Annotated in this window: 35 protein-coding genes; 4 read left to right on the top strand and 31 right to left on the bottom strand. The window is 62.3% G+C overall.

All coding sequences use genetic code 11. The features are described from left to right. Positions 1-28 precede the first annotated feature (28 nt). From BW994_RS05220 to BW994_RS05100, 25 genes are all read right to left on the bottom strand, one after another. The gene (locus BW994_RS05220; protein WP_029313074.1) at positions 29-352 is read right to left on the bottom strand and encodes a hypothetical protein; all 324 of its coding nucleotides are present in this window, start codon (positions 350-352) and stop codon (positions 29-31) included. Then, the gene (locus BW994_RS05215) at positions 349-822 is read right to left on the bottom strand and encodes a hypothetical protein (RefSeq protein ID WP_139333998.1); all 474 of its coding nucleotides are present in this window, start codon (positions 820-822) and stop codon (positions 349-351) included. Before BW994_RS05215 ends, BW994_RS05220 begins: the two co-directional genes overlap by 4 nt. Further along, on the bottom strand, positions 819-1,478 hold the full coding sequence (locus BW994_RS05210) for a hypothetical protein (RefSeq protein ID WP_051657529.1): 660 nt from the start codon (positions 1,476-1,478) through the stop codon (positions 819-821). The genes BW994_RS05215 and BW994_RS05210 overlap by 4 nt, the downstream gene beginning before the upstream one ends. 424 nt (positions 1,479-1,902) lie before the next feature. Continuing rightward, entirely contained in the window at positions 1,903-2,142 is a 240-nt protein-coding gene (locus BW994_RS19890; RefSeq protein WP_217696438.1) for a VOC family protein, read from the bottom strand. Positions 2,143-2,282: 140 nt separating this feature from the next. Then, positions 2,283-2,510: a hypothetical protein gene (locus BW994_RS05195; RefSeq protein ID WP_029313069.1), complete on the bottom strand. Its 228-nt coding sequence runs from the start codon at positions 2,508-2,510 to the stop codon at positions 2,283-2,285. An 11-nt stretch (positions 2,511-2,521) separates the two neighbouring features. After that, entirely contained in the window at positions 2,522-3,106 is a 585-nt protein-coding gene (locus BW994_RS05190; RefSeq protein ID WP_029313068.1) for a hypothetical protein, read from the bottom strand. Between the two features lie 48 nt (positions 3,107-3,154). After that, positions 3,155-3,640, bottom strand: a complete 486-nt coding sequence (locus tag BW994_RS05185; RefSeq protein WP_029313067.1) for a hypothetical protein — start codon at positions 3,638-3,640, stop codon at positions 3,155-3,157. Beyond that, complete coding sequence (locus tag BW994_RS05180) at positions 3,630-3,827, bottom strand: ribbon-helix-helix protein, CopG family (protein WP_029313066.1); 198 nt, start codon at positions 3,825-3,827, stop codon at positions 3,630-3,632. Before BW994_RS05180 ends, BW994_RS05185 begins: the two co-directional genes overlap by 11 nt. 626 nt (positions 3,828-4,453) lie before the next feature. Beyond that, entirely contained in the window at positions 4,454-5,674 is a 1,221-nt protein-coding gene (locus BW994_RS05175; RefSeq protein WP_081849177.1) for an AAA family ATPase, read from the bottom strand. After that, positions 5,671-6,621: a DUF7146 domain-containing protein gene (locus BW994_RS05170; protein ID WP_051657527.1), complete on the bottom strand. Its 951-nt coding sequence runs from the start codon at positions 6,619-6,621 to the stop codon at positions 5,671-5,673. The genes BW994_RS05175 and BW994_RS05170 overlap by 4 nt, the downstream gene beginning before the upstream one ends. Further along, complete coding sequence (locus tag BW994_RS19085; protein WP_029313063.1) at positions 6,618-7,001, bottom strand: hypothetical protein; 384 nt, start codon at positions 6,999-7,001, stop codon at positions 6,618-6,620. The genes BW994_RS05170 and BW994_RS19085 overlap by 4 nt, the downstream gene beginning before the upstream one ends. Continuing rightward, positions 6,998-7,315, bottom strand: coding sequence for a hypothetical protein (locus BW994_RS05160; RefSeq protein WP_029313062.1), 318 nt, complete (start codon positions 7,313-7,315; stop codon positions 6,998-7,000). The genes BW994_RS19085 and BW994_RS05160 overlap by 4 nt, the downstream gene beginning before the upstream one ends. Next, a complete protein-coding gene (locus tag BW994_RS19550) occupies positions 7,315-7,479 on the bottom strand; it encodes a hypothetical protein (protein WP_156038156.1) in 165 nt (54 codons plus the stop codon). Before BW994_RS19550 ends, BW994_RS05160 begins: the two co-directional genes overlap by 1 nt. A 128-nt stretch (positions 7,480-7,607) precedes the next feature. Next, a complete protein-coding gene (locus tag BW994_RS05155) occupies positions 7,608-7,793 on the bottom strand; it encodes a helix-turn-helix transcriptional regulator (protein ID WP_029313061.1) in 186 nt (61 codons plus the stop codon). 71 nt (positions 7,794-7,864) lie between these two features. Beyond that, positions 7,865-8,698: a hypothetical protein gene (locus BW994_RS05150; RefSeq protein WP_029313060.1), complete on the bottom strand. Its 834-nt coding sequence runs from the start codon at positions 8,696-8,698 to the stop codon at positions 7,865-7,867. Continuing rightward, on the bottom strand, positions 8,695-9,162 hold the full coding sequence (locus BW994_RS05145) for a hypothetical protein (protein ID WP_035229914.1): 468 nt from the start codon (positions 9,160-9,162) through the stop codon (positions 8,695-8,697). Before BW994_RS05145 ends, BW994_RS05150 begins: the two co-directional genes overlap by 4 nt. Before the next feature lie 23 nt (positions 9,163-9,185). Beyond that, on the bottom strand, positions 9,186-9,581 hold the full coding sequence (locus tag BW994_RS05140; protein WP_029313058.1) for a hypothetical protein: 396 nt from the start codon (positions 9,579-9,581) through the stop codon (positions 9,186-9,188). Continuing rightward, positions 9,578-9,778: a hypothetical protein gene (locus tag BW994_RS05135; protein ID WP_029313057.1), complete on the bottom strand. Its 201-nt coding sequence runs from the start codon at positions 9,776-9,778 to the stop codon at positions 9,578-9,580. The genes BW994_RS05140 and BW994_RS05135 overlap by 4 nt, the downstream gene beginning before the upstream one ends. Further along, complete coding sequence (locus BW994_RS05130) at positions 9,775-9,972, bottom strand: hypothetical protein (RefSeq protein ID WP_029313056.1); 198 nt, start codon at positions 9,970-9,972, stop codon at positions 9,775-9,777. The genes BW994_RS05135 and BW994_RS05130 overlap by 4 nt, the downstream gene beginning before the upstream one ends. Positions 9,973-10,064: 92 nt before the next feature. Continuing rightward, positions 10,065-11,360 (bottom strand): tyrosine-type recombinase/integrase, encoded by a 1,296-nt coding sequence (locus BW994_RS05125; RefSeq protein WP_081849175.1) that lies wholly within the window; start codon positions 11,358-11,360, stop codon positions 10,065-10,067. 946 nt (positions 11,361-12,306) lie between these two features. Beyond that, positions 12,307-12,720, bottom strand: coding sequence for a hypothetical protein (locus BW994_RS05120; protein WP_139333996.1), 414 nt, complete (start codon positions 12,718-12,720; stop codon positions 12,307-12,309). Positions 12,721-12,733: 13 nt separating this feature from the next. Beyond that, positions 12,734-13,300 carry a hypothetical protein gene (locus BW994_RS05115; protein WP_029313053.1) on the bottom strand — a complete coding sequence of 189 codons (567 nt, stop codon included), beginning with the start codon at positions 13,298-13,300 and terminating at the stop codon, positions 12,734-12,736. 3 nt (positions 13,301-13,303) lie between these two features. Further along, positions 13,304-13,786 (bottom strand): hypothetical protein, encoded by a 483-nt coding sequence (locus BW994_RS05110; RefSeq protein WP_029313052.1) that lies wholly within the window; start codon positions 13,784-13,786, stop codon positions 13,304-13,306. Positions 13,787-14,014: 228 nt separating this feature from the next. After that, entirely contained in the window at positions 14,015-14,308 is a 294-nt protein-coding gene (locus BW994_RS05105) for a PAAR domain-containing protein (protein ID WP_245594187.1), read from the bottom strand. A 203-nt stretch (positions 14,309-14,511) separates the two neighbouring features. Next, the gene (locus BW994_RS05100; RefSeq protein WP_051657526.1) at positions 14,512-14,952 is read right to left on the bottom strand and encodes a VOC family protein; all 441 of its coding nucleotides are present in this window, start codon (positions 14,950-14,952) and stop codon (positions 14,512-14,514) included. A 460-nt stretch (positions 14,953-15,412) separates the two neighbouring features. Here BW994_RS05100 and BW994_RS05095 point away from each other — a divergent pair, with 460 nt between their 5' ends. Genes BW994_RS05095 through BW994_RS05085 form a run of 3 tightly spaced genes read left to right on the top strand, consistent with a single transcriptional unit; the run spans position 15,413 to position 18,456 of the window. Then, positions 15,413-17,050: an acyl-CoA synthetase gene (locus BW994_RS05095; RefSeq protein ID WP_029313049.1), complete on the top strand. Its 1,638-nt coding sequence runs from the start codon at positions 15,413-15,415 to the stop codon at positions 17,048-17,050. Continuing rightward, entirely contained in the window at positions 17,047-17,634 is a 588-nt protein-coding gene (locus BW994_RS05090; RefSeq protein ID WP_029313048.1) for a peroxidase-related enzyme, read from the top strand. Before BW994_RS05095 ends, BW994_RS05090 begins: the two co-directional genes overlap by 4 nt. 24 nt (positions 17,635-17,658) lie before the next feature. Further along, on the top strand, positions 17,659-18,456 hold the full coding sequence (locus BW994_RS05085; RefSeq protein WP_029313047.1) for an enoyl-CoA hydratase: 798 nt from the start codon (positions 17,659-17,661) through the stop codon (positions 18,454-18,456). 235 nt (positions 18,457-18,691) lie between these two features. Here the strand turns inward: BW994_RS05085 and paaE are convergent, their stop codons facing one another. From paaE to paaA, 5 genes are read right to left on the bottom strand one after another with little or no spacing between them, the layout of a single operon-like run. After that, complete coding sequence (gene paaE / locus BW994_RS05080; protein ID WP_076454391.1) at positions 18,692-19,777, bottom strand: 1,2-phenylacetyl-CoA epoxidase subunit PaaE; 1,086 nt, start codon at positions 19,775-19,777, stop codon at positions 18,692-18,694. Between the two features lie 8 nt (positions 19,778-19,785). Continuing rightward, complete coding sequence (gene paaD, locus BW994_RS05075; protein WP_029313045.1) at positions 19,786-20,280, bottom strand: 1,2-phenylacetyl-CoA epoxidase subunit PaaD; 495 nt, start codon at positions 20,278-20,280, stop codon at positions 19,786-19,788. Beyond that, positions 20,277-20,978, bottom strand: a complete 702-nt coding sequence (gene paaC, locus BW994_RS05070; protein WP_029313044.1) for a 1,2-phenylacetyl-CoA epoxidase subunit PaaC — start codon at positions 20,976-20,978, stop codon at positions 20,277-20,279. The genes paaD and paaC overlap by 4 nt, the downstream gene beginning before the upstream one ends. After that, positions 20,978-21,262, bottom strand: coding sequence for a 1,2-phenylacetyl-CoA epoxidase subunit PaaB (gene paaB / locus BW994_RS05065; protein WP_029313043.1), 285 nt, complete (start codon positions 21,260-21,262; stop codon positions 20,978-20,980). Before paaB ends, paaC begins: the two co-directional genes overlap by 1 nt. A 1-nt stretch (position 21,263) precedes the next feature. Then, positions 21,264-22,247 carry a 1,2-phenylacetyl-CoA epoxidase subunit PaaA gene (paaA, locus tag BW994_RS05060; RefSeq protein ID WP_029313042.1) on the bottom strand — a complete coding sequence of 328 codons (984 nt, stop codon included), beginning with the start codon at positions 22,245-22,247 and terminating at the stop codon, positions 21,264-21,266. A gap of 354 nt (positions 22,248-22,601) precedes the next feature. Between paaA and BW994_RS05055 the strand changes: the two genes are divergently transcribed. Then, the gene (locus tag BW994_RS05055) at positions 22,602-23,192 is read left to right on the top strand and encodes a TetR/AcrR family transcriptional regulator (RefSeq protein WP_029313041.1); all 591 of its coding nucleotides are present in this window, start codon (positions 22,602-22,604) and stop codon (positions 23,190-23,192) included. 33 nt (positions 23,193-23,225) lie between these two features. Here BW994_RS05055 and BW994_RS05050 read toward each other — a convergent pair whose 3' ends face one another. After that, on the bottom strand, positions 23,226-24,353 hold the full coding sequence (locus tag BW994_RS05050; protein WP_456303718.1) for an AMP-binding protein: 1,128 nt from the start codon (positions 24,351-24,353) through the stop codon (positions 23,226-23,228). Positions 24,354-24,468: the final 115 nt, after the last annotated feature.

Genomic DNA, 24,468 nt, shown 5'->3' with positions numbered 1-24,468 from the left:
CGCCACCGGCGCCGCTTTATTGGCGTGGTCATATCGCCATCTCTCCCGCTGTAGCCGCGTCCGGGGTCCCGCACGCTGAATTTCTGACGATGATCGTCTCGATCTCGGTCGCGGTCTCGATCAGCCACACCACGCGCGCGGCGGCATGCTCACCGGCTGATGCGGCCAGGGCGCGGTCGACCAGCTCAGCGACGGCGCGCGCGGCGATACGCTGGGCAGATGTTGATCCCGGGGCAGCCGCGACGCAGCGTAGGGCGTCAACCACCCGGGCGAGGCGACCGATCATGGCGGCTTCGGCGCGGCCGTGGTGGGGTGCGACGGCAGGCTGGGCATGGTGGTGGCTGGCGATCATGGCGAAGCTCCCCGCATGCGCCGCAATTCGTCCAGGCACTCCTGCCAGGCGGTGCGGCGGTGAAGGGCGAACGGCAGATCGATCAGCCGGGTCTGCAGGCGATCAATGCCGGCGGCGAGGGCCGTTCGGGTTTCGGGCTCGATCGCGCCGCGCGGATCATCGAGCAAATCATCGAAGCCTGCCAATTCGGCCGATGCCGCCTCGCTAAGCCGCCGCATGTCCCCCGCGCGGATCAATTTCGCCTTCATGACAGCGAGCTCGATGACCAGATCGCCGCATTCTGCCCAGGTTGCGGCCTCGCGATCGGCGCCGGGCATGGAGGCGACGCGGTGCAGCTGGGCAGCGATCGCGCGACAGTCGGCCTCAATCCGCTCTGCATCGGCCCGCACGGATGCCGGGGATTCGCCCGCAGGCGTGTCGATCACCAGAGGCGCGACGATCGAGCCTTGGTGCGCTGGTGCGTCGGTCATGGTTGCGGTCCTTTGCGGGGTTGTGTGGCTTTTGCGGCCTTGGTCGGCTTGCCGCTGCCCTTGGGGGCACCCGTGGCCTTGGCGCGGGCGCTGGTGGCCTTGCTGGCGGCCGTGGGGCGTGTCGGTGCCGGCGATGCGTCAGGGCGTGCCACGTCAGCCAGGGCGTTGTGATCGGTGCCGCAGTGATCGGATATCGCCGTGGTGCCGGATGCCAGATCGGTGAGCGCATCGATCACGATCCGCATGACGATCGCCTCAGCCGCGGCGGGAGACTTCACGCCTGCTAATGCGACGGCGCACTCTGCTGGGATGGCAAGCAGGCGCGTCCGCAGGTTGGAGAGTAGGGGTGATACGATTTTCACCACGTCTTCGATGAGCACCACGTTGCGGCGAGTGAGGTCATTTTCCATCGCGATCCGATCGGCCTGCTCCTTCGCCAATCGGGCGCGCTCGGTCACCAGGTCGAGTTCCTCGCCATCGCCTTGCGCCGCGCGGCCTGCCGCTTCCTCGCGAAGCCTGCCAAGGTACGCGACGCGACATTGATCCAGGTCGAGGCCACGGCGCGCGGTGCGGGGAAAAATTCCCATGTCGACCAGTTTTGCGACTGCGGATTGCCCGATGCCGAGATGCGCGGCGACTTCCGATTGCGTGGCCATGTCAACCTTTCAGCGCGATCTGCGCAGATTTTGAGCGGGGAAATTCCCCGAAAAAATTGAGGAATTCCCTCAGAATTTTGGGCGAAAATTATTATCACCCCCTTGCAAGTTTTTTGTGGCTAGCGAAAGAAAGCGCACGGGAAATGCCCCCGATGCAAAATGCTCAGGAAGGACCCAAAGTTCCCCCGAGGCCCATCCAAGTCCAGAATGCCACTCCCCGCCATCAGAGACGCCCCTGAGCCATCATCGCCATCGTCATGACTGAAACAGACAAGCGCTTGAGCAACCTTCCCAGCGCTCATCTGTGTGGCTTCATCGCAGTGCATGGTTTCTGCTTTCAGTGTCACGACGATCATGACGATTGATGGTTGATGACTGACGATGACATGGTCACAATCACCAGATTGCTCTGACCATCACCAGATTAAGCAGCGATGATCGCGGTGCTATGGTGGCGTGGTGCCATCGTCGGCTTATGCAGATCGCCCGCATTGTCGACGCGGGCGATGCCGTTGTTTTCGAGGTAGCGTGAAAAACGGATGGCATCGTCGTGGGTTCTAAAGTTAAGCCAAACTAACGCGCCCTCGGTGGTGTCGTTGATCGCTGACAAGAACAGCGGCCATCCGCCAACCGGCACACAACCCTTGAACGTCATCGTTGACAACGGGCAGTGTTTCGCGCGGTGCAGGCTTGGCACGCGTGGCCGGCAGGCGATCGCGATAACGGCACTACCCAGCCCGGCAAATTGCGGGCCGGGCTCGTCGAATATCCGCATCGTGGCGGCGTGCGGTGCGACAAACGGGATCACCGAACGGGACCGATATGACCAATGCCGGCGGGATTACCCTCGAGCGGTCGCATGTTGATCTGCACCGGGTAGGTAACGGCCTCGCCGGGGCGATGCACGAAACCGGCTGCGAGCATCTGTGCGGCGTCGGCAGGCGGCAGTTGAATTTCGTCACCGGGTCCGAACGTGCGGCCCTCGGCTTGAACGGTGCGACGCGCCGCAACGATGAAAGTTTCGTTTGTCATTTTCAAATTCCTCAATAAATCAGTTCACTTTTTCCCCACGCGATCGGGGCGGTGCCGGGCTCGGTGGCTGGCAGGCGCACGGCGCCGGCGATGCCGATCGGGCGCGTTCCGCAGAACCCCAGCGCACGCTCGGGTAGGCGAGCGATCGCCTCGGGCGATGATTTCAGTGCGACGGCGCGGGCGGCCAAGGCAGCCTTGTCGAGGGCAATCCCGGCGGCGATCTGAGCGGCCAGGCCGGGATATTTGGTGGCGAGCCATGTAGCCCACCGCTGTTCGGCCTCGATCGCCGCTATGACGGCGCGCTCGGCAGTTGCATCGGCTTCAGCTTCGCGGGCGGGACCGAGAGCGGCCTTGGCTTCCGCCTCGAGCAGATCGACTTGCTCCCAGTCAAACGACGCATCGGCAATTGCGGCATCGATGGCCGCGCGCTGCTTTGGGGTTCCGCCCTCGGTGGCCAGGCGGGAGCGATCGGCATGCGCGGAATTGAGGCGCGCCGCGATGGCGGTGCGCTCGATGACGATGCGGGCAAGCGCGGCCTCGATATCGGCAACGGTTGCGCCGGCGGGGCGGAGTTCAGTGAGTTGTTCGGTGGTCATTTGTGGATCCAGTCAGGGTAGGTGTGGAAGGGTTTTGCGCGCGGCGGGTTACGCCTCGCCGCGGCGCTTCTTGCCGGCGGCAACGATCATCATGGCCAGATCGCGATCGGCACGCTCCGACTGCGCCACTGGTGGAGCGGCGGGAGCGCGGCCGGTTGATGGGGTGGCTTCACCGCGGCGAGCTTTGCCGGCGGCAACGATGCGGAGCGCCATCGCCCGGTCCGCGTTGTCTGCGGCCTGCTCCGCCGTGTCGGCAGCGTGCGCGGCGCGGTTGGCATCGGCGGCGCGGTGCAGGCCGAGGCGATCATTGGTGGGGGCAAGATGGGCGAAGTTGAACGGCGCGCGCTCCGCCTCCGCGCCCCTCGAGCTGGTCTTGCCGGCCGGCTTCGGGGTTTCCGGCGCACGCCCATCCTGCGCAGTCTTGCCACCAGCGCCGCCGATTGGAATCGGCGTGAACGTTTTTTTGCGCGGCAGGCCGAGGAAATGCGCGAAGGGGTGCGCGGGGTCAGGTTTTGAGCTGAGCTTAGCGAACATTTTCGCTCCCGGTTTGGTCGCCGGCGATGGGCCGGCGGGGTTCGGTGTGGCGCATCGGCTCATGCTCGAGCCCGGCGCGGATCAGGCGCGAAACTGCCCATGAGCGGGGTGCGTGGTTCGACGCTGCGACTTTGTCCACTTCATCGAGCAGCGGCCGGTCGATGGAGATGCTTGCTACGGCTTTCATAAGTATAAGATACCTTCATGAGTTTTGTTAATCAACAGCAATAGTAAACGACAACAGTAGACAATTAACGACAACAGTAGACACGCCCCATTATTTCAGGTTAGGCCACCCCATTGCCATCGCCGCGGGTCTGCTTCGCTGGTCGACGGCGCGTGGTCAGGTCAACGATGTTTGGACCGGCGCGCTCTAGGCGTTCGGCGCGGGAAATAGCCACGTCGAAGCGCCTGCTTACCCGTTCCAGCATTTGGTCGACGGCCGCCTGCTCCGGGGTGCGGTGTTTCGGGCGCGATGGCGGTGGTGGTTTGGTGCGCCTCACGTCACCGCGCCCCCACGCTCATCTGCCGCCAAACATCGTCGCGTTCTCCGGTCCAGCATTGCGGTGAAACACGCCGCGGGCGGTGGCTGCGCCCCCTGTAAAAAACCACTGCGCCACCCCCCGAGGGGGCGCATGTGGTTAGGGGGGGTATGGGGGGACACATCGCGGCATACCTAATGCACAATGAAATCAATGACTTACACATGACCGGATGCACCGGATGCAAGACACCATGCCGCAAGCAATATCAATGACTTACAGCATACCGGATGCACCGGATGCACCCATGTACGCAACGAATTTTCGGGCATCATTCCTCCCCCTCTTCGTCGGGTTGGCGAGCGATGCGCTTGAAGGCTTGCCGGTTCCGTTTGTAGTCTTCGACAATGATTTTCCGGCTGGCAAAAAGCGACGCCATGGCCTTTTCAAATTCCCTCTTGGTGTACCCTTCGCGATCGGGACGGGAGGCAAATACCTTTGGCGCGTAGTTCCCTGCGTTGCGCGATTCCGATAGGAATAAATTCTGTGCCGCGCATCGATCGAGCAGCGTCAAGAAGGTATCCTCGACCATCGCCCTGATGGCGGTCCCAGATAGTCCACCTTCACGGTTGACAGGCACCAGGACGCCGCCAGCCCATCGCAGTTTGATCGTGCCGCCATCGGGCGCGTAGTTGGCTTTGGCGCGGCTCAGAACGCGTTCGCCATCGTCTTGGCCATCCTCATCGACCACAGCCTTGGCGAGCGTCCAGCGGGATCGCATGCTGTTCGACCAGGCCGTTGAACCGCCATCGAGGCTACCGCTGGCGAGTCCGGCGCGGGATGGGTGGCAGTTCAGAAGGATGGCGGCGCCCCGATCGAGGGCGAGGCGGTTCAAAAGGTTGATGAACCGGCGCACCTGATTTCGATCATTCTCATTTCCGCCGAACAGATCAGCCACGTTGTCGAGGATTATCAGCTTCGCGTCGTGGTTTTTGGCGATCTCAGCGACTTCGTAGTAGCGCGCGCTCACCTGCATTTTACCATCCGAGGTGAAGGTGCAGAACGTGTTGTCGTGACCCACGCCGCTGATCCAGCGCATTGGTTCCAGATCCCCGAAACTCACCCCATTGGCGGTGCAGATGCGATCCTGCCGGCGGTGCAGCTCATCGTTGTCATCCTCGCAGTAGAGGCCGATCGAGCGGCAGGGCTTCACTGCGTAGCCCAGCCAGGCGGTGCCGGTTGCGGTTGCGGTTTGCAGGGCTTGCGCGGTCATACCCTTGCCGACGCCGCCGTCGCCATATTGGCCGGTCACGTACCCGACCCCGAGCCAATCCGGGATGAGCCATTCGCGATCGGGGACGGGCGTATATTCGAGGTCGGCCGGGTTGATCGGCATCAATGCGCCGGGTGCATCCGGTCGCGCATGCGGTCCCGCATCCGGTCCCGCACCACGCGCATCCTGTGCATCGGGGCCGCCATCGCCCGGGTAAAACCTCTCGAATGTGCCGCCCGCGTCGCGCAAAATATCGTCTGGCGTCCGGTGATCCATCATGCCGCCTCCCCGCTGAGGGCATCGAGCCAGTCGGTGCCGGTCGGTGGCTTTGAGATAGCGACCTCCCGCCCAAACTCACGCCAGCGATCAGCGCACTCGTATGCCGCCCGAACGCCGGCGCCCTTGTCATCCATGTCGACGAAGACCGTGACTGCTTCGATCCCCGGCAACACTGGAAACTTCGCAATCCCGCCCGCTGAACAGGTTGCCCAGACGGGCGACCAGCCGGCGCGCTGCATGACGGCGAGCGATGTCTCGATGCCTTCAGCGAACCCTACGCCGGTCGTGACTTCATCGTCGGGGACAAGGCGGATCACGCCAGCGCTGCCGATCATCATTTTTGATTGTCCGTCAGCCTTGCCGGTGCCGTCGCGACGCAGGAAGGTTCGATGAACCCCGCACGGCGACGCGGTGACGGGATCAGTCATGAGGCTTACCATGGCCGGCAATCTCTCCGGCCCGCGCGGGCATGCAGGATGAAACCGGATTGGGGCATCAGCAGGGAGCGCGAGCCCGCGTGATGCGAGATAGGTTTCGACCGGCGTGCCAGCTGGGCTGGTCGCCTCTCGCCAGATATGGCGAGCGAGGCGGATCGAGTCTTGGTTTTCGGCCTGCCGCGGCGGTTCGGGCGTCGGGGCCGAAGCCGGGCGATCTGCCGGATGGTGGCTGCCATCAAGAAACCCAAATTCGTGCAGCCACTTTATCGGATCGTCCCGTCCGGTTGCGACGCGGATGAGGTCGAGAACGCCGCCCCCCGTTCCGGTTTCGTGGTTTGCCCAGCAACCCGCCTTGCGGCCGGCGATCGCCACCGAAAGCGAGCCCCTCGAGCCGAACCTCATCTCAGCGCGGTTTGACAGGGCACGGTTCGGCTCACCGAGCAGCGCCACGGCAACGGGCTGCATCAGGACGCCGAAATTGATGTCCCGCAGATCATTGGCCGCGCTCATGATTTGCGCTCCCGAATGCCGAGGCGGATTGCGATCTCGTTCAAGCAGTACCGCTGTTTCGTTGATATGCGCTGAAACTTTGGCGGATCGTTTAGGAAGCCGCGCTCCCATTGCCGTAGGTCTTTGTCGCGTGCGAGGCACTCGCGGCAAGTCTGCCGCCATGTCCCAAATTCGGGCGGCCGGTGCGGTTTCTGTAGCGCGGCGCCTATCAGGTCCGGCCAGGTCAGCCCGGCGCCGGTCAGGATCGCGTGAGCTTTCGCCGCAGCTGTGGCGCGCTCGCCGTCATGATTCGAGCCGAGCAGGTTCAATACTTTGCCCAGCCGATCGGCTGTTTTCGTGTCGATTTGGTGCGCCATCTCGGCGTTCCTTCCGTTGGTCATTCTGCGCCGCCTGCCAATGCGTCGGGATAGGATGCCAGCAACGCGGCGATGATTGCGGATGACCAGCGCTCGCGGGTGGCCTTGTCGGCAAACGAAATGATGGGGGAGTAGCGTGCCTTGCCGGCCGCGTCCTTCATTGCGACGCCATCACGGCCGATCATGGGCTTCGAGGGCGGCGCAGCCCATGGTCCATCTGGCGTGTTGTGGATCAGGATTTCGTGAAGGATCATCCCGCTGGGCAGCGTAACGGTTGCAAATCCGCGCAGCGAGTTGCGACGCAAGGGCTTCCATTCGGTTATCGTAAGTTCGGCCATCAGTTCCGCTCCCCGATCTGGCGAAGCAGGCGGTTCTCAATCGAGGCCAAGCGGCGGAAAATGCAGCGGCTCGGGGTTTTGGGCCGCACGGTGATCTGCGGCTTGCGCGGATGCTCGGGGAAGCGGCGTATAGGCGGGTGGGGCGTGTCGGTTGTGGTACTCATCGAGGGAAACTTTCATAGCTTCCCGGCGGGATTTATCTTGACAGAATGCGGAAAATCTCTAGATAGGCTTCGTTGTTGTCGCCTTGGATTTTCAGCCCCTGCCGGTCGCCGCCGGTGGGGGTTTTTCGTTAGGCGGCGGTGCGGGTTTCGGTGCGGTCAGCAATGTAATCCGCTAGATCGGCGCGACGGAACATGATGCGCCTCTGACCGATCTTGACGCGCGGAATATGGGGGATTCGGTCGAGAGTCCGCTCGCAAATGCGCAGATATTGCGCAGCTTCCTTGCGGCCCAACAGCTCGTCTTGATTTAACATAAGTCGCTCCTTGTCTACGTGCGACCATCTAAATACTGGGGCAACCCAGAAAGATGCAAAGCGGATTGAGGTTAATTTTCCGAGCGTTGCGATGTCGTTTTGACTTCACGCGCCTCAGCCCTTTTACGCGGCCCCAGCTTGACCGATCGCGCGATCTCAGAAGCGCTTGCCTCAATACCGGTAGCGGCAAGAATCACCGTGAGTAGGTCTACAAATATTCCGGAATAGCGGCCCGATGGGCTCTCTGATTTTATGTGACTCTCGCCTGTTAGGCGGAGCAAGTCCCGCTGAAGCATGCTGGCAAGGCTTCGGGCGTTACGGTTGCCTCGGCTTCCGCGCTTCGATCGCTTTTGATCAACGACCTTGGCCGCCGCCGCGGCGATTTTCCGCAACGATTCGGCGCGTTCACGCGAAATTCTCAGGCCCTGGTCGACATCGATTTTTGCGAAAATAGCGGTAGGCACTTCGTGCAGTGCCGCGGGTGACATCCCAGCAAGGGCTTGCTCAACGGTGCGGGGCGTTGTCGCGCGCGCAAGCCTCTCGACTTGCTCTCGAACCTTCGGGGGCATCGGTTCTGCGGGGATGGTTGTGGTCCCAGGCGGAAGTCTGACCGGCGGCGGGGGAGGCAGATTGATGTACGCATACCGCGCCGCGACCTCGGGGATGCTCTGCTCCAGATGACGGTTGCGAAGCCGAATTTTGCGGAAAACTCTCATGATCACGTCACTACGACGCTCGAATTCCGCGTTGATTTCGGCGATGCGCCGGATGGCCTCGAGATCATCAGGATAGTCAATCATTCGCGGGCCGGGGAGGTTTTGCCCGGTTATCTCCCTAAAACGCTCGAGCTGTTCGGCATTGAGGTCGGGCGGGGCTTTCGCCCCGCCATTCTCTCCGCCGCTCATGCTTGAGCCTCAAGCTGGTCCCGCGCCGCAAGCGTCCGGTCGCGCCAAGGGGTCAGTGTGGCAAGCGCAGGCTCGAACGCATCGCCATCTAGATCAACGCCAGCGGCCATGTCCTGCAGGGCGCACAAGCACGTCACCACCCCGGACAGCGCGCCATGCAGCCCCCGCAAATCCAGGCCACCAGGCCAAGCTGAATCCGCCCGGGCGGTGTAATCGTGGCCGGTGATGAGCGCTGCGGCGCCGACTTCCGTTTCGGCGTCGGGTTTCGGCGTCGGTTTCGGATCGGGAGCAATCACCGCTCGGTCCGGTGTAAACTCCATGCCGCGCTCCACATGTCCGGCGATCAGGCGGCCGAGCATCGAAACGGCGGTACCGGCGATGGGCTTGTTTTCGCTGATCTCCCGCGCGGCGATGTCCTGCAGGATGCCGGCGACCTCGCCGATCTGGCACAACACGTCGAACATATCGTTCGTGGTTGATTGACGTGTCATGACATTGCCCTCGCGTCCCGGACCAGCATCGCGACAAGCTGCTCGTCTATGCCGCTGTGCTCCGATGGCTCGCCGATGGTCGAATCCCATAAGCCAAGACTCCGCGCCACCGCCGCGAATCCCGCAAGTGTCGTGATGCGATAGCTGGTGATCCGTTCGGCAAGGTCGCGCTGCTCGGCCTGAATCGGCTCTGCCAAAGCATCGCGCGCGGCCTCATCCTCTATCGGGATATCGTCAGTGTAGAGCGTGAGGTAGCGCCGCTCGTTCGCGTCGAAGCGGGCGCACAAGGCGATAAGTTCGGCATCGGGATTGCTGGCGTGAGCGGCGATCGGCGCCACCAGTGCAGCGGCGGTGCCAGCGGCGAGGGCGGCGAGGGTGCGGCGGCGGTTCATGACCGGTTCTCCCCGATCAAAGAGGATGGCGGGATCGGGTCGATCTGAGCACCCATATTCTCGACATGAAATTGCAGGGCATCCAGTGCAAAGCGCAGCACCGTGATGCCGCGTTTGATTTCGGCCAAGGTGTCGCGGGCGTCGCGCAGGGCGAGGCCGTCGATGGCGTCGACTGGGCTGCTGATGTTCGCGCTCATGATTGCACCCCGCACAAGCCGCGCTCGATGGCAGTGCAAGCCATCTGGGCCAGGATGACACGCTCACCGGGTGAGCTGGCCAGGGCTTTCAACTCCGATACGTGCCGATCCATGAGCGCCTTGATCGCGCTCAGGCTCGGTGAGTTGTTGTTCGCCGCAATTTTTGTGGTAGTCTCAGGACTGATCCTGTGCATCGAAGTCTCCACTCGTTTTCGGGATCACGGCGAGCGAGGGTTCCAGCCCTCGCTCGCCACCCCTTCACCGGCAACCGGCCGGCGCGTAAGCCTCAGCGGCGCAACTGCACCACCTCGGAATCTGGTTTTGCAACGCCCATCATGCGCTGCACTTCGCCGGCAACCTTGTCGGCAGACGCGAGCAGCGCGGCGTCAGCGGTGTGAGTGTAGCGGCTGGTGATCGAGCCGAGTTTGTGCCCGATCATGCCGGCGATCGTCGCCTCGCTCATTCCTTCATCGCTGGCCACGGATGCGAAGCTGTGCCGCAGGGTGTTCGGCAACAGATCAGCCGGCAACCCGGCCGATGTAGCGATGCGCCGCCAATCACGGGGGAGGCTTCCGATCGGCCCGTTCATCACCGAGGCCGGAAAAACCCAATCGCAGCCGAACCGACGCGAAACGGTGGCAAGAACGTCGAGAGCGGGCCGGGACAGCGGGCGCACTGATCTGCCAGTCTTGGAATCTGCCAGGGTCGCAGTGCGCCGGCCTGCGTCGACCTCCGACCAACGAAGTTTCACAGCCTCCCCCCGCCGCCACCCTGTCAACGCCAGGAAGCGGATGCACGCCACGGCAATCGGGGATGTCGCCTCAGCCTTGGTCAGCCCATCGCCTAGCATCAGATATTCATCGGCGGAAAACCGGCGATCTCGCCGCCCGTCCTTAAACCGCACCACGCCGCGGGCAGGATTGTCCGGTCTCAGCTTGCGCTTCACCGCGTAGCTGAAAATTGCCCCGATGAGGCCAACGGTGCGGCTTGCGGTGCCCTTCCCTCCCGTCGCCGGATTTCCGCGGCCCGATGCCGCGCGCGGCTTCGCCGTGTCGCCCTTTGCCACCCGGTGCAGGAAGGTTTCGATGTCGGCAGTCGTCACTTCGGAAACGCGCTTGCTGCCGAGCAGCGGCTTGATATGGGCATCAATGCGGCTCTTGTCGGTGGCGAGGGTTGACTCCTTCTTGGCCCGGCCAGCGCTGGCGAGCAGCAATGACGGCGCCGCGTCCATATAGGCGTCGCATAGTTCAGCAACGGTCATTTCGGCCTTCATCGCCTTCTTGTGCGCCGTGGGGTCTATCCCGCGGCGCACGTCATGACGCAGCTCAGCGGCCTTGGCGCGTGCCTCTGCGATCGTCCAATCGCCACGACGGTATTTGCCGATGGTGATGAAAACTTGCTTGCCGGTGCCAGCTACCTTGGTTTTGAAAATGAACGTGACCTCACCACCCTCAGTCTGGCGTCGTGCGCCGAAGCCGAGCACCAGGTCATCAAAGATCGTCACCTTGGGAGGCAGCGATTCTAGTGACCCGGCAGTGATCCTTTGGCGAGGCATCAGTCGGTGGCTTTCGGTCTGTTTCACCCGATAGCTACCGCGTAATAAGTCGACTTGTAAAGACAGAAATAGACAGATGCAGCAAATATGGCGATTATTGGCGATCTATTTCGTCTTGTGTCGCCATCCGATACTGCCCTCCGAAGGCAAAGGTCACGCGTTCGAATCGCGTCGGGTCCGCCAATATATCAATGGGTTATCAGGTGTCTGCCTGGGCACGAAAAATAAAACTCACCAAATACTCACCAAAAGTCGGAAAGCTCTGTCGTGCAATTTCGTAATCGGCGGACGAATTAGAGATCTGGGTTTTAGTGGCCGGGGCCAGTCATACGAGCCGGAGGGCCGTTGTTTCGCCCTGGGTGCGCGCTGTTTACCAGCCGTTGACTGGATATTTTGGTTTGGTTTCTTCCGTTTTCCTCTTCCGGGCTTGGGAGCCGAAGGGGGAGGCAGCGACGCCAAGTGCCGCTTCGCATAGGCCACGCCGGCGTCCCATACCTGCGGTGACCGAACGACGAACAAAAGAGATGCTATCCAGAGGCAGAGGAGCGCAAACGCGGCCATCTGGGTGGCAGATGCATCAGGGGCAATCGTCCAAAGTGGCATTTTGCTGACCGTCATTTGGGTGGTCCGAGCTGCCAAGTGCGGTGGTGCCGCTAGGTTGGACAGGTTCCGGGGGAGAATAAGCTAAACCTAGTTTCCCGGTTTGTGGTGAACATGATCCCCGGAAACAAATTCAGAATCAATCCTTCGGTTGCTGTGGCGCTGTGAAGCTTGTGGGCAGCCGCCGACCTGTGGGCAAGGCGGGGATGAGTCGGTCCTGACCGATCGGACAGTTTGGCTGCTTGGTTAAGCTTCCACCAGCCGTCGTTAACAATTTTTGAACTATGCAACTGGCTTATGATGATACACCGTTCCAACCGCGCCACGATCCGTAAACGCTACTTTCGTGTCGCCGCCCCTTTCAAAACAATGATCACATCCCCTTCTTTGCGCCACGCTCCGCCAGATAGCGTTTTTCCGCCTCAAAGATGGCAGAATAGTTTGGCCCAATTTCCTCAGCGCTTGAGTAATTGAAAACCTCGCTGGCGGCTTGTTCTTCCCGAATTTCATCATCCTGAGCCATTCCCCACCAGATCATCCGATCGCCCGCCAGTTCCTGAAACGACACAGTGAATTCGGTTTCCTGGCATTTTGCCAGATACGGCTTCACCACGCTGAGAAACACTGCCCAGGTCTCGACAGCCTTTTCCTTACTCGCGACTAGAAACCAGACCGGCAATTCGCCGCCATCGTAGTGGATTTCTGACTTCACCTCGATCCAAGTATCCCGGTTCTTACTCGCGAGGTCACGCATCAGAGCCTGACGATCCGGGGCATGAGCTTTCATTTCGAGATTTTCCTCATGGGTTCATAGGGGGGGAGGGGAGAGCTGGCTTAACCGGTGGGGCTTCGGTCGCCCATTGCCAAGCATCATCAGAAATTATGTACTCTTTTGCCTGGGGTTCATTCAACAATTTTCTTAACGCGCCCTGCTTTTGCTTAAACTGCCTGATGTGTCCGTCCCACGACCCCTTGTTGGGGTCGGCCTGTTCTTCTGTTCGTGCCTTGTTATACAAATCGTGCTGGTCTTTGCGCATCTCCGCATAGCGCCGCTTCAAATCGTCACGGAGTTTCTTGATCTTGTTCTGCAGCTTTTTCTGATCTGGCGGCTCGTCGCCAGGCCCTTTTTGACCCGCCTTGACCGGACAGGACTGGGTCGCCGAGGTCGGTTTGTTTGCGCCTTTCTCGTCGGCTTTTGGCGCGTGATGCGCAATCGCTTTGGAAGCCTCTGGTCCCGCTCGCTGTTGCGCCGCAGTTGCCGCCATCTTCGCCGCCTGCTTGGCGGCAGCGATACTCTCCTCGGGCGCATCAATCCCAAGAGCTTCAACGACCGCATCGATTGCTAGGTCGATTAAAACACCGGCCATCGATCAGCTCCACGCCGTCTGAGCGCCGAGCTCGTTGATCAGCAATCCCAGCCTCTGATCGCCATCGATGTCGGGATAATCGCCGTCCAACAGAGTCCGGATCGCCGGTATTTCATCGAACTCCTGGCCGAGGAAAACGCCAAGCAGCACCCATTTCATCAATCCGCGCTCGGTGATGACGCCATGGGTCGCGGCACGGCCGCGCATCCGGCCAATCCATGCGAGCAGCCTTGCCTGCTCGATCTTCTGGGTCCGATCCGGCAATTCCTTGCGCAGAAACCCCGCGATGCGCAGATCCATCACCCGCTCGGCCCGATTGGTCAGCGCCACCATGACCGGCGGACGGATCGGGAACAGGCCGATCGGTAGGGTGATCGCCGGACCAGGTATCGGCGCGTGGTGCTCGATCAGTTCACCGGCCGGATCTTCTGTCCACAGTGCCGCGATCGGTCCGAACAACGGCCGGCGCTCCTCGAGGTCGAGCACCGGCAGGTCTCCGCCGTGCCGAGAGTTGAAAGGTAGATCGGAATATTCGGATCACGCGCAGCGTCCACTACTGCAAGGATCGATCCTAACGCGCCGCTGTTCTCAGGCCATAGCTGCGCTCGCAACTCGACGAAGTTCATACCGGACAGCGATCGGTCATTTCGTACATTTCTCACAGAACGGAATGCCACCATCCTGCGCCGCTTTTGCCAGCGCCACACCCTGTGATTAAAGCGGTGATGCCGGCCCGGCGGCCGTGCCGATCAGCACCGTTCCGAGCCCACCGACGATCACCCCGCCGTGCGCGGTCTGGTCGCCCATGCGGGCCGCGGGCAGGCCGTTGATCAGCACAGTGGGCGATCCCGCTGCGACCATGTCGGGCGGTCCGACGCATGTCACCTTGTCGGTCACTCGTGCCGCCGGCAGACCACCGATGAGCACATTGGGCGAGCCGGTGAGGATGGGTCCCCCAACATGCGGAACTGGCCCGTCACTCTCCGGGCAGGTGTGCATGTCGGTCATGTGGGCCGCAGGTTTTTCTCCGGCCATGAAACGATGCTAGCCGATCACCCAGAACCAGGAAAGCCTCAATTCTGCTTCCATGGCCCCCCTGCCCTGCCCGAAACGCTCGATCTGGCCCACGGCAACGTTACTCGGCAATGCGCGGCGTGCGGCTTATCCCGCGATAGCCCCCCGAATAATTCCACTACGCGCGATAATATCTGTTATCTCGACTCAGTAACATTTTGCAGAGCGCCGTCCCTTCGAACATCGAAAGTAAGCTCGACCTTCAGGCCGACCGGGTCGTAGAAAAATAACTGATACAGGTCGAATCCAGGAACTGGGGTACCCTGATACGTGATACCCAGTGAATCGAGCTTCGTTCGTACCGCATCGAGGTCACCGGTGCGGAATGAAACGTGGTCGAACTGACCGGTGGATCCTGGGAGCCCTTTAGGTGCCATAGGTCCGTCCACTGGGAGCGAGCCAGCTATATGCACCACCGGTCGGTCACCGAGATACATCCAGTAGCCGGGAAACTTGAAATCAGGTCGCAGGCCGGGACGCAGACCCAACACATCGCCATAAAAATCCCGCAGCGCATCAACGTCTTGCGGTCGACTTCGGATCGTGAAGTGATCGATATACTGAATGTCCATCGCCATGCCTACCCATAATCTTTGCGATGAACATAGTCGCCAGGAACAAGATTGATCAACCGCCAAGGCCCATATTTTGAAACTAAGCTGCCCGTGGGTATCGCGATATATGCGAATTTCCGGAGTGAAGTTCGCCGTAATTTGGGTGGCATGCGGTTCAAAACACTGCGCAATCTATGGCATAGCATGTGCGAAACTGCACGAAGCAGGGGAGCAGAAATAGTGTCGATCACGAAAGAACTAGCCGTGTGACAGTCGGAGGTGGATCGGTATCTGGCATTCTATCGATGCCATCAGTGATCTCCGGCGGAGGTCAGCCAAAGCGGGGAGTCGATAGAATGGGGAGATAAGATAGGGACTTTGAAATCTATCTTTTTTAAAACACCGGTCTGGGATCACAAGGGATGATAGGGAAAGCCCCCGCACGCCGTATGGTGCGCGATCGGCATAACGGACAGGTAAGCAGATGACTGATTTCACGAGCGGGCTTGCGCGGCGGGCGGCGAATTACCAGGCGCTGACACCGTTGTCGTTTCTCGGGCGAACGGCTTCGGTCTGGCCCGAGCGGGTTGCCGTCATTCACGGTACGGTTCGATTCACCTGGCATGAAACAGCGGCGCGCTGCCGGCGGCTGGCGTCGGCGCTGGCGGCACGGGGGATCGGGCCGGGGGATGTCGTTGCGGTGATGGCACCGAACGTGCCGGCGCTGCTGGAGGCGCATTTCGGTGTACCGATGGCCGGCGCAGTGCTGGCAACGCTGAACGTGCGGCTCGATGCCGGCACGATCGCCTATTGTCTGCGCCATGGCGAGGTGAAACTGTTGCTGAGCGACACCGAGTTCGCGCCGGTGATCCGCGCGGCGCTTGCGGAACTCGGCGATGCGGCGCCGGTCGTGGTGGATATCGCGGATGCCGCAGTGCCGGACGGGGCGCGGCTTGGTGCCATCGAGTACGAGGACCTGCTGGCATCGGGCGATGCGAGTTTCACGCCGGTTCTGCCGGGCGAAGAGTTTTCGGCGATCAGCCTGAATTATACGTCCGGCACCACGGGCCGGCCGAAGGGCGTGGTCTATCATCATCGTGGTGCCTATCTGAATGCCCTCGGCAATGCGGTGACCTGGGATATGGGGCACCACCCGGTCTATCTGTGGACGCTGCCGATGTTTCATTGCAACGGCTGGTGCTTTCCCTGGACCGTGACGCTGCTGGGCGGCACGCATGTGTGCCTGCGGCGGGTGGATGCGGCATCGATCGGCGCGGCGGTTGCCGCCCATGGCGTCACGCACCTGTGCGGCGCGCCGGTGGTGATGGGGATGATGTTGAACGCGCCGGCCGCCGTTCGCGCCCAATTCGCCGATCGCGGGTTGCGCATGATGACGGCGGGTGCGCCGCCGCCGGCCGCGGTGATCGAGGGGATGGAGGCGCTGGGGATCGCGTTGTCGCATGTCTATGGACTGACCGAGACCTACGGGCCGGTGACGGTTTGCGCCTGGAACGATGCGTGGGACGGGCGCGACCAAAGCGAACGCGCGGCGTTGCGGGCGCGCCAGGGCGTGACCTATCCGGTGCAGGAGGCGCTGGGCGTCTTCGACCGCGAGACCGGGGCGGCGGTGCCGGCCGATGGCGTGACCATGGGCGAGGTGCGGATGCGCGGCAATATCACCATGATGGGGTATCTCAAGGATGCCGCAGCGAGCGAGGCCGCGTTCGCGAACGGATGGTTCGCCTCCGGCGATCTCGGCGTGATCCATCCGGATGGTTATGTCGAACTCAAGGACCGGCTGAAGGACATCATCATTTCGGGGGGCGAGAATATTTCGACCATCGAGGTCGAGACGGTGCTGTATCGACATCCCGCGGTGCTCGAAGCCGCCGTGGTTGCCGCCCCTGATCCGCAATGGGGCGAAGTGCCCTGCGCCTTCGTGACCCTGCGGCCGGACATGACGGCGGGCGAGGCCGAGATCATCGAGTGGTGCCGCGCGCGGATGGCGCGGTTCAAGGCGCCGAAACGGGTGGTGTTCGGCGAGTTGCCGAAGACCTCGACCGGCAAGATCCAGAAGTTTTCGCTCCGCGAGCGGGCGCGGGACGGGAGCGCGGCACCATGAGCGAACCGCCGATCAGCGCCTTTGCCGTGCCGGATATCGTGGATCTGCCCGCTGATGTGAGGGCCAGGATTCTTTCCGTGCAGGAGAAGGCGGGATTCGTACCGAACGTGTTTCTGGCGCTGGCGCATCGGCCGGATGAATTCAGGGCGTTCTTTGCCTACCACGACGCCTTGATGCTGCGCGCGGGCGGGCTCAGCAAGGCGGAGCGCGAGATGATCGTCGTTGCGACCTCCGGCGCCAATCATTGTCTTTACTGCGTTGTGGCGCACGGAGCACTCCTGCGGATCTATGCCAAGGACGCCGAGATCGCAGACCGGCTCGCCGTCAATCCGGGAAAAGCCGCACTGTCGGCACGGCAGTCCGCGATGATCGCCTATGCGATGAAGGTGGCGACGCGCTCGCACGAAATTGTGCCGCAGGATCATGCTGCGCTGCGCGAGGCGGGGTTCGACCATGAGGATATCTGGGATATCGGCGCGATCGCCGGATTTTTTGCCCTGTCGAACCGGTTGGCGAACATGAGCTTCATGCAGCCGAACGCGGCGTTCTTCACGATGGGGCGGACGCCGAAACTTGCGGGCTGAGACGCCGGTTGGCATACTTGGCCGATGGACCTTGGTGCTGTCGAGACTGCGTCCGAACCGTTGCTGATCGAACGCGATGCGCGCGGGGTGCTGACGTTCACGCTCAACCGCCCCCGGCGCTACAACGCGCTGTCGGATGATCTGCTCGCGGCGCTGACGCGCGCGATCGGGCACGTCGCGGCGGACCGGACGGCGCGCGTCGTCGTGCTCGCGGCCCGGGGTGCGGCGTTTTCGGCCGGGCATGACCTGCATGAAATGATGGCGCGGCACGAGGCGGCCGAGCACCGCGACCTGTTCGAACGGTGCAGCGCGGTGATGCTCGGGTTGCAGGCGCTGCCGGTGCCGGTGATCGCCAAGGTGCAGGGCATCGCGACGGCGGCCGGGTGCCAGCTTGTGGCAAGCTGCGATCTGGCGATCGCCGCGGCTTCGGCACGGTTTGCGGTGTCGGGGATCAATCTCGGCCTGTTCTGCTCGACCCCCAGCGTCGCCCTCGCCCGGACAATGCCGCGCAAACCGGCGCTGGAAATGCTGTTGACCGGCGAGATGATCGATGCGGCCGAGGCGGAGCGCCGGTTCCTGATCAACCATGCGGTACCGGACGCTACGCTGGATGCGGCGGTCGAGGCACTGGTGGCGCGGATTCTCGAAAAACCGAAGGTGGCGCTCGAAATCGGCAAGAGACAGTTCTACCGGCAGGTGGAATTGGGCACCGAGGCCGCCTATCAGGTGGCGGGCGAAGCGATGGCCTGCAACATGACCGACCCTGCCGCACGGGATGGCATCGCACGATTTCTCGACAAGCGGTCACGCAGGGAATCATAACCTGCATCGAGCGGCGCGGCAACCCTTCATCCGAAGGCGTCGAACGCCGATGACCCGGCGGTGAACAAGGCCGGTTTGACCTTACGGCGGCGGAGCAGGCCCGTCTGCCACGGCAGCGAGACCGATTGATAACCGGAGCGGCGGCGGCCCTTGGGACCACTGCGCCTGCGCTCATGGCGGGGATTGACCGAACGCTGGTGATCCGCGCGGGCGTTATGACCCCACTTCGGCCAACCTACATATCATAGCTTATCACCACATCATCGCCGCGCGGAGCGGACTGGCAGGTTAGAATATAGCCTTGGGTCACCTCATCGGCCGTCAGCCCATAGTTCACCTTCATATCCACTTCGCCCGAAACCAGCTTCGCCCGGCAGGTCGCGCATACCCCGCCTTTGCAGGCGAACGGGGCCGGCATCCCGGCGGCGCGCACGCTATCCAGGATATTCCCCAGTGCGGCATCGAACACTACCGTCGATTTGCGGCCATCCAGCAAAATCCCCATCCGCCGCCCCGCCGCCGCTTGCACCACCGCTGCTGCGCTCTCGCTTTGCGCTGTGCTTGGCCCGGCTGATAAAAAAAATTCCAGCAGGATCGTCTCCGCCGGCACGCCCGCCGCGAGCAGTGCTGCCTCAGCGCCGAGCATCATCCCTTCCGGGCCGCAAATGAAAACCTGGTCCAAATCCGCTGGATCGAGCAACAGTCCGACAATCTCCGCACATTTTCGGGCGTCCAGCCGGCCGTTGAACAGCGCCACATCGTCCTCTTCCATCGAGAGGAAGTGGAAAATTTCCAGCCGGTCCATGTAGCGGTTTTTGAGCGCGGCCAGTTGCTCGGCGAACATGATCTGCCCGCTCTGGCGGTTGGCGTAAAACAATTTGAAGCGGCTTGCCGGCTCACTGTGCAGCACGGTTTTCAGGATCGAAAGGATCGGCGTGATACCGGAGCCGGCGGCGAACGCCGCATAGGACAAGGCCCGCTCTGCCCCGAACGGCGCCGTGAAACGGCCGGAGGCCGGCATCACCTCCAACCGATCGCCCGGCTGCAGCACATTGTTGGCGTAGGTGGAGAATTTGCCGCCGGCCACAGCTTTCACCGCCACCATCAGCGCGCCCTCCGCCGGTGCCGCGCAGATCGAATAATTGCGGCGCACATCCTCACCGCCAATCTCCGCCCGCAGCGTCAGATACTGCCCGGCCTTGAATGTGAAATGCGGCGCCAGCGCGTCTGGCACATCGAAACGGATGGAGACGGCATCACGCGTCTCGCGCCTGATCTCCGCCACGGTCAGCGCGTGGAAACTGGTTTTCGGTTTGTCCATGGCGCCCGCTATATACATTTGAACCGGTCGAACGGCTCGGCACACTCAAGGCAGCGCCACAGCGCCTTGCACGGGGTCGAGCCAAACTGGCTGATCTCTGCGGTTCTGCCCGTACCGCATTGCGGGCAGATCGCCGGCGCCGCATCCCGCCGAGCCCGGCGCTCTGCTGTGGTTTCCGGCGGCGCGATGCCGTAGGCCAGCAGCTTCGCCCGCCCTGAATCAGATATCCAATCCGTCGTCCAGGCCGGTGACAATTCTGTTTTGACCACGACATCGCGCAAGCCGGCATCATCCAGCGCCGCGCGCACCGCTTTGTTGATCGCCACCGTCGCTGGGCAGCCGGAATAGGTCGGGGTGATCACCACCACCGCCGGTACGCCGGCGCGCACCGCGCGCACAATACCGAGCTCCACTACCGAAATCACCGGAATCTCAGGGTCCGGCACCGCGCCCAGAATTTCATAAATCCGCGCCGCAAGCCGCTCCGCGATGGTGGCGCTCACCACACCGCATCCGGATAGGCTCGGGGCAGATACTGCATCTGCGCCAGCAGATGCCCCAGATGTTCGGAATGGCGCCCGCGCCTGCCGCCGGTGATGCCGCGCACCGGCTCAGGCGCGTCAAGCCCGGCTTGCGCCAACACCTTATCCACGCGTGCATCCCATTCCGTGCGCAGCGCCGCGCAACCATCCTCGAACAGCTCACCGGTAAAACGCCAGCACCAGTCGAGCCCTGCGATCATGCGCTGATGGCTCTCGGCGGTGCCGTCGCCAAGCCGGACCACCCAGCCGGCGGCAAAGCTGGCATGGTAGGTGACTTCCTTGACCGCCTTGCCCGCGATCGCCGCGATCTCCTGGTCCGCAGCATCCGCCAGCCGCCGGAGCAGCAATTCCTGCCAAGCGGAAAACAGGAACTGCCGCGCGATGGTACGCGCGAAATCGCCGTTCGGCTGTTCCGCCAGCAGACAGTTCTGGAACGCATCCTCGGTGCGCCGATAGGCCAGCGCATCCGCGTCGCGCCCTTCGCCCTCCGCCGCCGCAGCCAGTCCCAGGAACAACTGCGCCTGTCCGATCAGGTCGAGCCCGATATTGGTCAGCGCCAGGTCAAGCTCAAGCGTCGGCGCATGGCCGCACCATTCGCTCAGCCGGTGGCCCAGAATCAGCGCGTCGTCACCCAACCGCACAGCAAGATCGTGCGCCATCAGATATGCTTCACATTATCAGGCACAACATAGAAGGTCGGATGCCGGTAAACCTTGTCCTGCGCCGGCTCGAACAGGCAGGCCGCGTCGCCAGGGTCGGACGCGGTGATCGCAGCCGAAGGCACCACCCACAGACTGACCCCCTCCATCCGGCGGGTATAAACATCCCGCGCCGCATCAACCGCCATTTTCGGGTCGGCGGCGTGCACGCTGCCGACATGCCGGTGCGACAGGCCGCCCTTGGCCCGCACGAAAACTTCCCAGAGCGGCAGACCCTCTTTCATGTCACGCCGCCTTGTTCTGCCGCTTGGCCTCATGCGCCATGGCGGCCTCGCGCACCCAGGACTGGCTCTCCCAGGCATCGATCCGCGCCTTGATCCGGTCCTTCGCCACCGGTCCCTCGCCGCGCACCACGGCATAGAATTCCGCCCAATCGATCGCGCCATAATCATAGCTTTCGCGCGCCGGATTCCATTTCAGGTCCGGATCGGGAATCGTCAGCCCTAGGGCCTGCGCTTGCGGCACCGTCACGTCGATGAATTTCTGGCGCAGCTTGTCATTGGTATCGCGCTTGATCCGCCAGCGCATCGATTGCGCGGAGTTCGGCGAGTTGTCATCCGGTGGCCCGAACATCATCAGCGAGGGCCACCACCAGCGGTCCAGCGCATCCTGCGCCATGCGCTGTTGCGCCGGCGTGCCGTTCGCCAGCTGCATCATGCTCTCATAGCCCTGGCGCTGGTGGAAACTCTCCTCCTTGCAGATGCGCACCATCGCGCGCGCATACGGCCCGTACGAGGTGCGCTGCAGCGGCACCTGGTTCAAGATCGCCGCACCATCCACCAGCCAGCCAATGGCGCCGATATCCGCCCAGGTCAGCGTGGGGTAATTGAAAATCGTGGAGTATTTCGCCCGCCCCGCATGCAGCGCTTCGGTCATCTCGTCGCGCGACACTCCCAATGTTTCGGCCGCGGCATACAAATAGAGCCCATGGCCGCATTCATCCTGGATTTTCGCCAGCAGAATCGCTTTGCGCCGCAGCGAGGGTGCGCGCGTCAGCCAGTTGCCCTCCGGCAACATCCCGACAATTTCCGAATGCGCGTGCTGTGATATCTGCCGGATCAGCGTCTTGCGATACGCCTCCGGCATCCAGTCCTTGGGCTCGATGAACTCGTCCGCCGCGACGCGCGCCTCGAACGCCGCGTGCCGCCCCGCATCGTCCGCCGCGATGGCCGAAACGTCATTCTGTTTGCTCAGCTCGACAGTATCCATGCGCCTGCTCCTCCGGACGGATTTGAAACTACGATAACCCGACCGATCGGTCAATTAATTTAAGCGTCCGGCAGCACTTTTGTCCCGATCATCCGGCCAAGCCCCTGAAACAGCGCGACCACCCGCCCGTCCCCGCCTTTCACCCTCACCTGGTAACCGCCGGACCACCCTGCCCCTCCCCGCCATCCGCGCGGTCCATGCCGCCACGGCCGGTGCCGGCGCATCGGTGGCGAGCCACGATCCGCTGACGATCGATGCGATTTGAAACGGTCTTTACGCGTCCGCGGGGTGTGGCAAAACCCGTCCGTTCGGACTATCAATCCGGGTGACTGAACATCCGGGATCAACTGGTTCATGGCAAGAACGCAATCGGCGGATTACGACAAGCGCCGCGACGCCATCATGGCAGCCGCCGCCTTGCTCTACGCCAAAAAGGGCTTCCTGGGCGCCTCCGTCGCGGAGCTGGCGGACTCCTGTGCTATCTCGAAATCATTGCTCTACCATTATTATCCCGCCAAGGACGATATCCTGTTCGACGTCATGGACACGCATGTCCAAACCCTCGTCGAGGCGGCCACACGGATCGAAGCCGGCGAGGGCACGGCGGATGCCAAGCTGCGCGCACTCGCCCACGCGCTGATGCGGCTTTATAGCGGCGCGCAGGCCAGCCAAAAGATCCTGCTGAACGAGCTGCCAAATTTGCCCGCGCCGCGGCGTGCGATCATCGTCAAGCACCAGCGCGATCTGCTGGACGTGGTGGACCGTTTGACGATCGAACTCCGCCCAAAGCTCACCAAATCCCCGGCGCTGCGCCGGCCAATCGTCATGATGTTCTTTGGGATGCTGAACTGGACCCATATCTGGTTCGACCCGAACGGTCCGACGAAAGCGGGCAAGATCGCCGATCTTGCGACCGAAATGTTTCTGGGCGGCCTGCCGGATTAGCAACAATTACGGTTCGATACCATCGCCTCGTCCCTATCCGGCCAGCTTGCGCAGATCCCTGATCCGCTGAACCTTCCCCAGCGATCGCGCGATCGTCCCCGGCATGACGATCTCGACCACAGCCGTAATGCCGATGCGTCCCTTGATCAGCTCACGCAGCTTTTTGCCTTGCGCGGCGATGCTCCCCTCATCGAGACAATCGACCTTGGCTTCCGCGCAAACCTTGATCTCATCCATCCGGTCGGGACGGGTCAGCTCGATATAATAATGGGGCGCCAGGCCAGCGCATTCGAACAGCAATTCCTCGATCTGGGTCGGAAAGACGTTAACCCCGCGGATAATCATCATGTCGTCCGACCGGCCCATGATCCGGCCCATTCGGCGCATCGCGCCCAACGGTCCTGGCAGAGTCCCCGGCAACAGGCAGGTCAGGTCGCGCGTGCGATAGCGGATCACCGGCATCGCCTGTTTCGTGAGCGACGTGAAAACCAGCTCCCCAACCGCCCCGTCCGGCAAGACCTCGCCCGTCACCGGATCGATGATCTCCGGGTAAAAATGATCCTCCCAGATCGTCGGCCCGTCTTTCATGGCCGCCCCCTCGCTGGCAACCCCCGGCCCCATGACCTCCGAGAGGCCATAAATATCCACCGCATCGATGTGAAAGGCCGACTCGATCTCCGCGCGCATCGCATCGGTCCAGGGTTCCGCGCCAAAAATACCGATCTTCAGCGAGGTCGAACGAGGATCGATGCCCTGGCGGATGAACTCATCGAGAATCGTCAGCATATAGCTCGGCGTGACCATGATGATGTCTGGCTGGAAATCAATGATCATCTGCACCTGCTTTTCGGTCTGCCCGCCGGACATCGGGATCACGGTGCAGCCCGCCGCCTCGGCGCCATAATGCGCGCCAAGGCCGCCGGTGAACAGGCCATAGCCGTAAGCGACATGGATTTTCATGCCGGGTTTGCCGCCGGCAACCTCGATCGAGCGAGCGACCAGTGCCGCCCAGGTTTCGATATCCGATTTCGTATACCCTACAACAGTGGGTTTGCCGGTCGTGCCGGATGAGGCGTGGACCCGCTGCACCTGATCCATCGGGACGCTGAAAAAGCCGAACGGATAATGCGCCCGCAGATCGCCCTTGGTGGTGAACGGCAATGTCGCGATATCGGAAAGGCTGGCTTTGCTACTGAATTTTGGCCCAGCAGTGATGGCGAATTTTGGCCCACCTCCATCGTCGAACGTAGGGTCTCCTCGGCACGATCGAGGAGCC

The sequence above is a fragment of the Acidiphilium rubrum genome, from assembly GCF_900156265.1.
Lineage (GTDB): Bacteria > Pseudomonadota > Alphaproteobacteria > Acetobacterales > Acetobacteraceae > Acidiphilium > Acidiphilium rubrum.
The sequence above is the reverse complement of the archived record's forward strand: the minus strand, read 5'-3'. Positions and strand labels throughout refer to the sequence as shown.

Bases quoted from the DNA above. Each gene is read 5' to 3' on its own strand.
- BW994_RS05220 (WP_029313074.1), bottom strand. From the start codon at position 352: ATGATCGCCAGCCACCACCATGCCCAGCCTGCCGTCGCACCCCACCAC.
- BW994_RS05215 (WP_139333998.1), bottom strand. From the start codon at position 822: ATGACCGACGCACCAGCGCACCAAGGCTCGATCGTCGCGCCTCTGGTG.
- BW994_RS05210 (WP_051657529.1), bottom strand. From the start codon at position 1,478: ATGGCCACGCAATCGGAAGTCGCCGCGCATCTCGGCATCGGGCAATCC.
- BW994_RS05195 (WP_029313069.1), bottom strand. From the start codon at position 2,510: ATGACAAACGAAACTTTCATCGTTGCGGCGCGTCGCACCGTTCAAGCC.
- BW994_RS05190 (WP_029313068.1), bottom strand. From the start codon at position 3,106: ATGACCACCGAACAACTCACTGAACTCCGCCCCGCCGGCGCAACCGTT.
- BW994_RS05185 (WP_029313067.1), bottom strand. From the start codon at position 3,640: ATGTTCGCTAAGCTCAGCTCAAAACCTGACCCCGCGCACCCCTTCGCG.
- BW994_RS05180 (WP_029313066.1), bottom strand. From the start codon at position 3,827: ATGAAAGCCGTAGCAAGCATCTCCATCGACCGGCCGCTGCTCGATGAA.
- BW994_RS05175 (WP_081849177.1), bottom strand. From the start codon at position 5,674: ATGATGGATCACCGGACGCCAGACGATATTTTGCGCGACGCGGGCGGC.
- BW994_RS05170 (WP_051657527.1), bottom strand. From the start codon at position 6,621: ATGAGCGCGGCCAATGATCTGCGGGACATCAATTTCGGCGTCCTGATG.
- BW994_RS19085 (WP_029313063.1), bottom strand. From the start codon at position 7,001: ATGACCAACGGAAGGAACGCCGAGATGGCGCACCAAATCGACACGAAA.
- BW994_RS05160 (WP_029313062.1), bottom strand. From the start codon at position 7,315: ATGGCCGAACTTACGATAACCGAATGGAAGCCCTTGCGTCGCAACTCG.
- BW994_RS19550 (WP_156038156.1), bottom strand. From the start codon at position 7,479: ATGAGTACCACAACCGACACGCCCCACCCGCCTATACGCCGCTTCCCC.
- BW994_RS05155 (WP_029313061.1), bottom strand. From the start codon at position 7,793: ATGTTAAATCAAGACGAGCTGTTGGGCCGCAAGGAAGCTGCGCAATAT.
- BW994_RS05150 (WP_029313060.1), bottom strand. From the start codon at position 8,698: ATGAGCGGCGGAGAGAATGGCGGGGCGAAAGCCCCGCCCGACCTCAAT.
- BW994_RS05145 (WP_035229914.1), bottom strand. From the start codon at position 9,162: ATGTTCGACGTGTTGTGCCAGATCGGCGAGGTCGCCGGCATCCTGCAG.
- BW994_RS05140 (WP_029313058.1), bottom strand. From the start codon at position 9,581: ATGAACCGCCGCCGCACCCTCGCCGCCCTCGCCGCTGGCACCGCCGCT.
- BW994_RS05135 (WP_029313057.1), bottom strand. From the start codon at position 9,778: ATGAGCGCGAACATCAGCAGCCCAGTCGACGCCATCGACGGCCTCGCC.
- BW994_RS05130 (WP_029313056.1), bottom strand. From the start codon at position 9,972: ATGCACAGGATCAGTCCTGAGACTACCACAAAAATTGCGGCGAACAAC.
- BW994_RS05120 (WP_139333996.1), bottom strand. From the start codon at position 12,720: ATGAAAGCTCATGCCCCGGATCGTCAGGCTCTGATGCGTGACCTCGCG.
- BW994_RS05115 (WP_029313053.1), bottom strand. From the start codon at position 13,300: ATGGCCGGTGTTTTAATCGACCTAGCAATCGATGCGGTCGTTGAAGCT.
- BW994_RS05105 (WP_245594187.1), bottom strand. From the start codon at position 14,308: ATGACCGACATGCACACCTGCCCGGAGAGTGACGGGCCAGTTCCGCAT.
- BW994_RS05100 (WP_051657526.1), bottom strand. From the start codon at position 14,952: ATGGCGATGGACATTCAGTATATCGATCACTTCACGATCCGAAGTCGA.
- BW994_RS05095 (WP_029313049.1), top strand. From the start codon at position 15,413: ATGACTGATTTCACGAGCGGGCTTGCGCGGCGGGCGGCGAATTACCAG.
- BW994_RS05090 (WP_029313048.1), top strand. From the start codon at position 17,047: ATGAGCGAACCGCCGATCAGCGCCTTTGCCGTGCCGGATATCGTGGAT.
- BW994_RS05085 (WP_029313047.1), top strand. From the start codon at position 17,659: ATGGACCTTGGTGCTGTCGAGACTGCGTCCGAACCGTTGCTGATCGAA.
- paaE (WP_076454391.1), bottom strand. From the start codon at position 19,777: ATGGACAAACCGAAAACCAGTTTCCACGCGCTGACCGTGGCGGAGATC.
- paaC (WP_029313044.1), bottom strand. From the start codon at position 20,978: ATGGCGCACGATCTTGCTGTGCGGTTGGGTGACGACGCGCTGATTCTG.
- paaB (WP_029313043.1), bottom strand. From the start codon at position 21,262: ATGAAAGAGGGTCTGCCGCTCTGGGAAGTTTTCGTGCGGGCCAAGGGC.
- paaA (WP_029313042.1), bottom strand. From the start codon at position 22,247: ATGGATACTGTCGAGCTGAGCAAACAGAATGACGTTTCGGCCATCGCG.
- BW994_RS05055 (WP_029313041.1), top strand. From the start codon at position 22,602: ATGGCAAGAACGCAATCGGCGGATTACGACAAGCGCCGCGACGCCATC.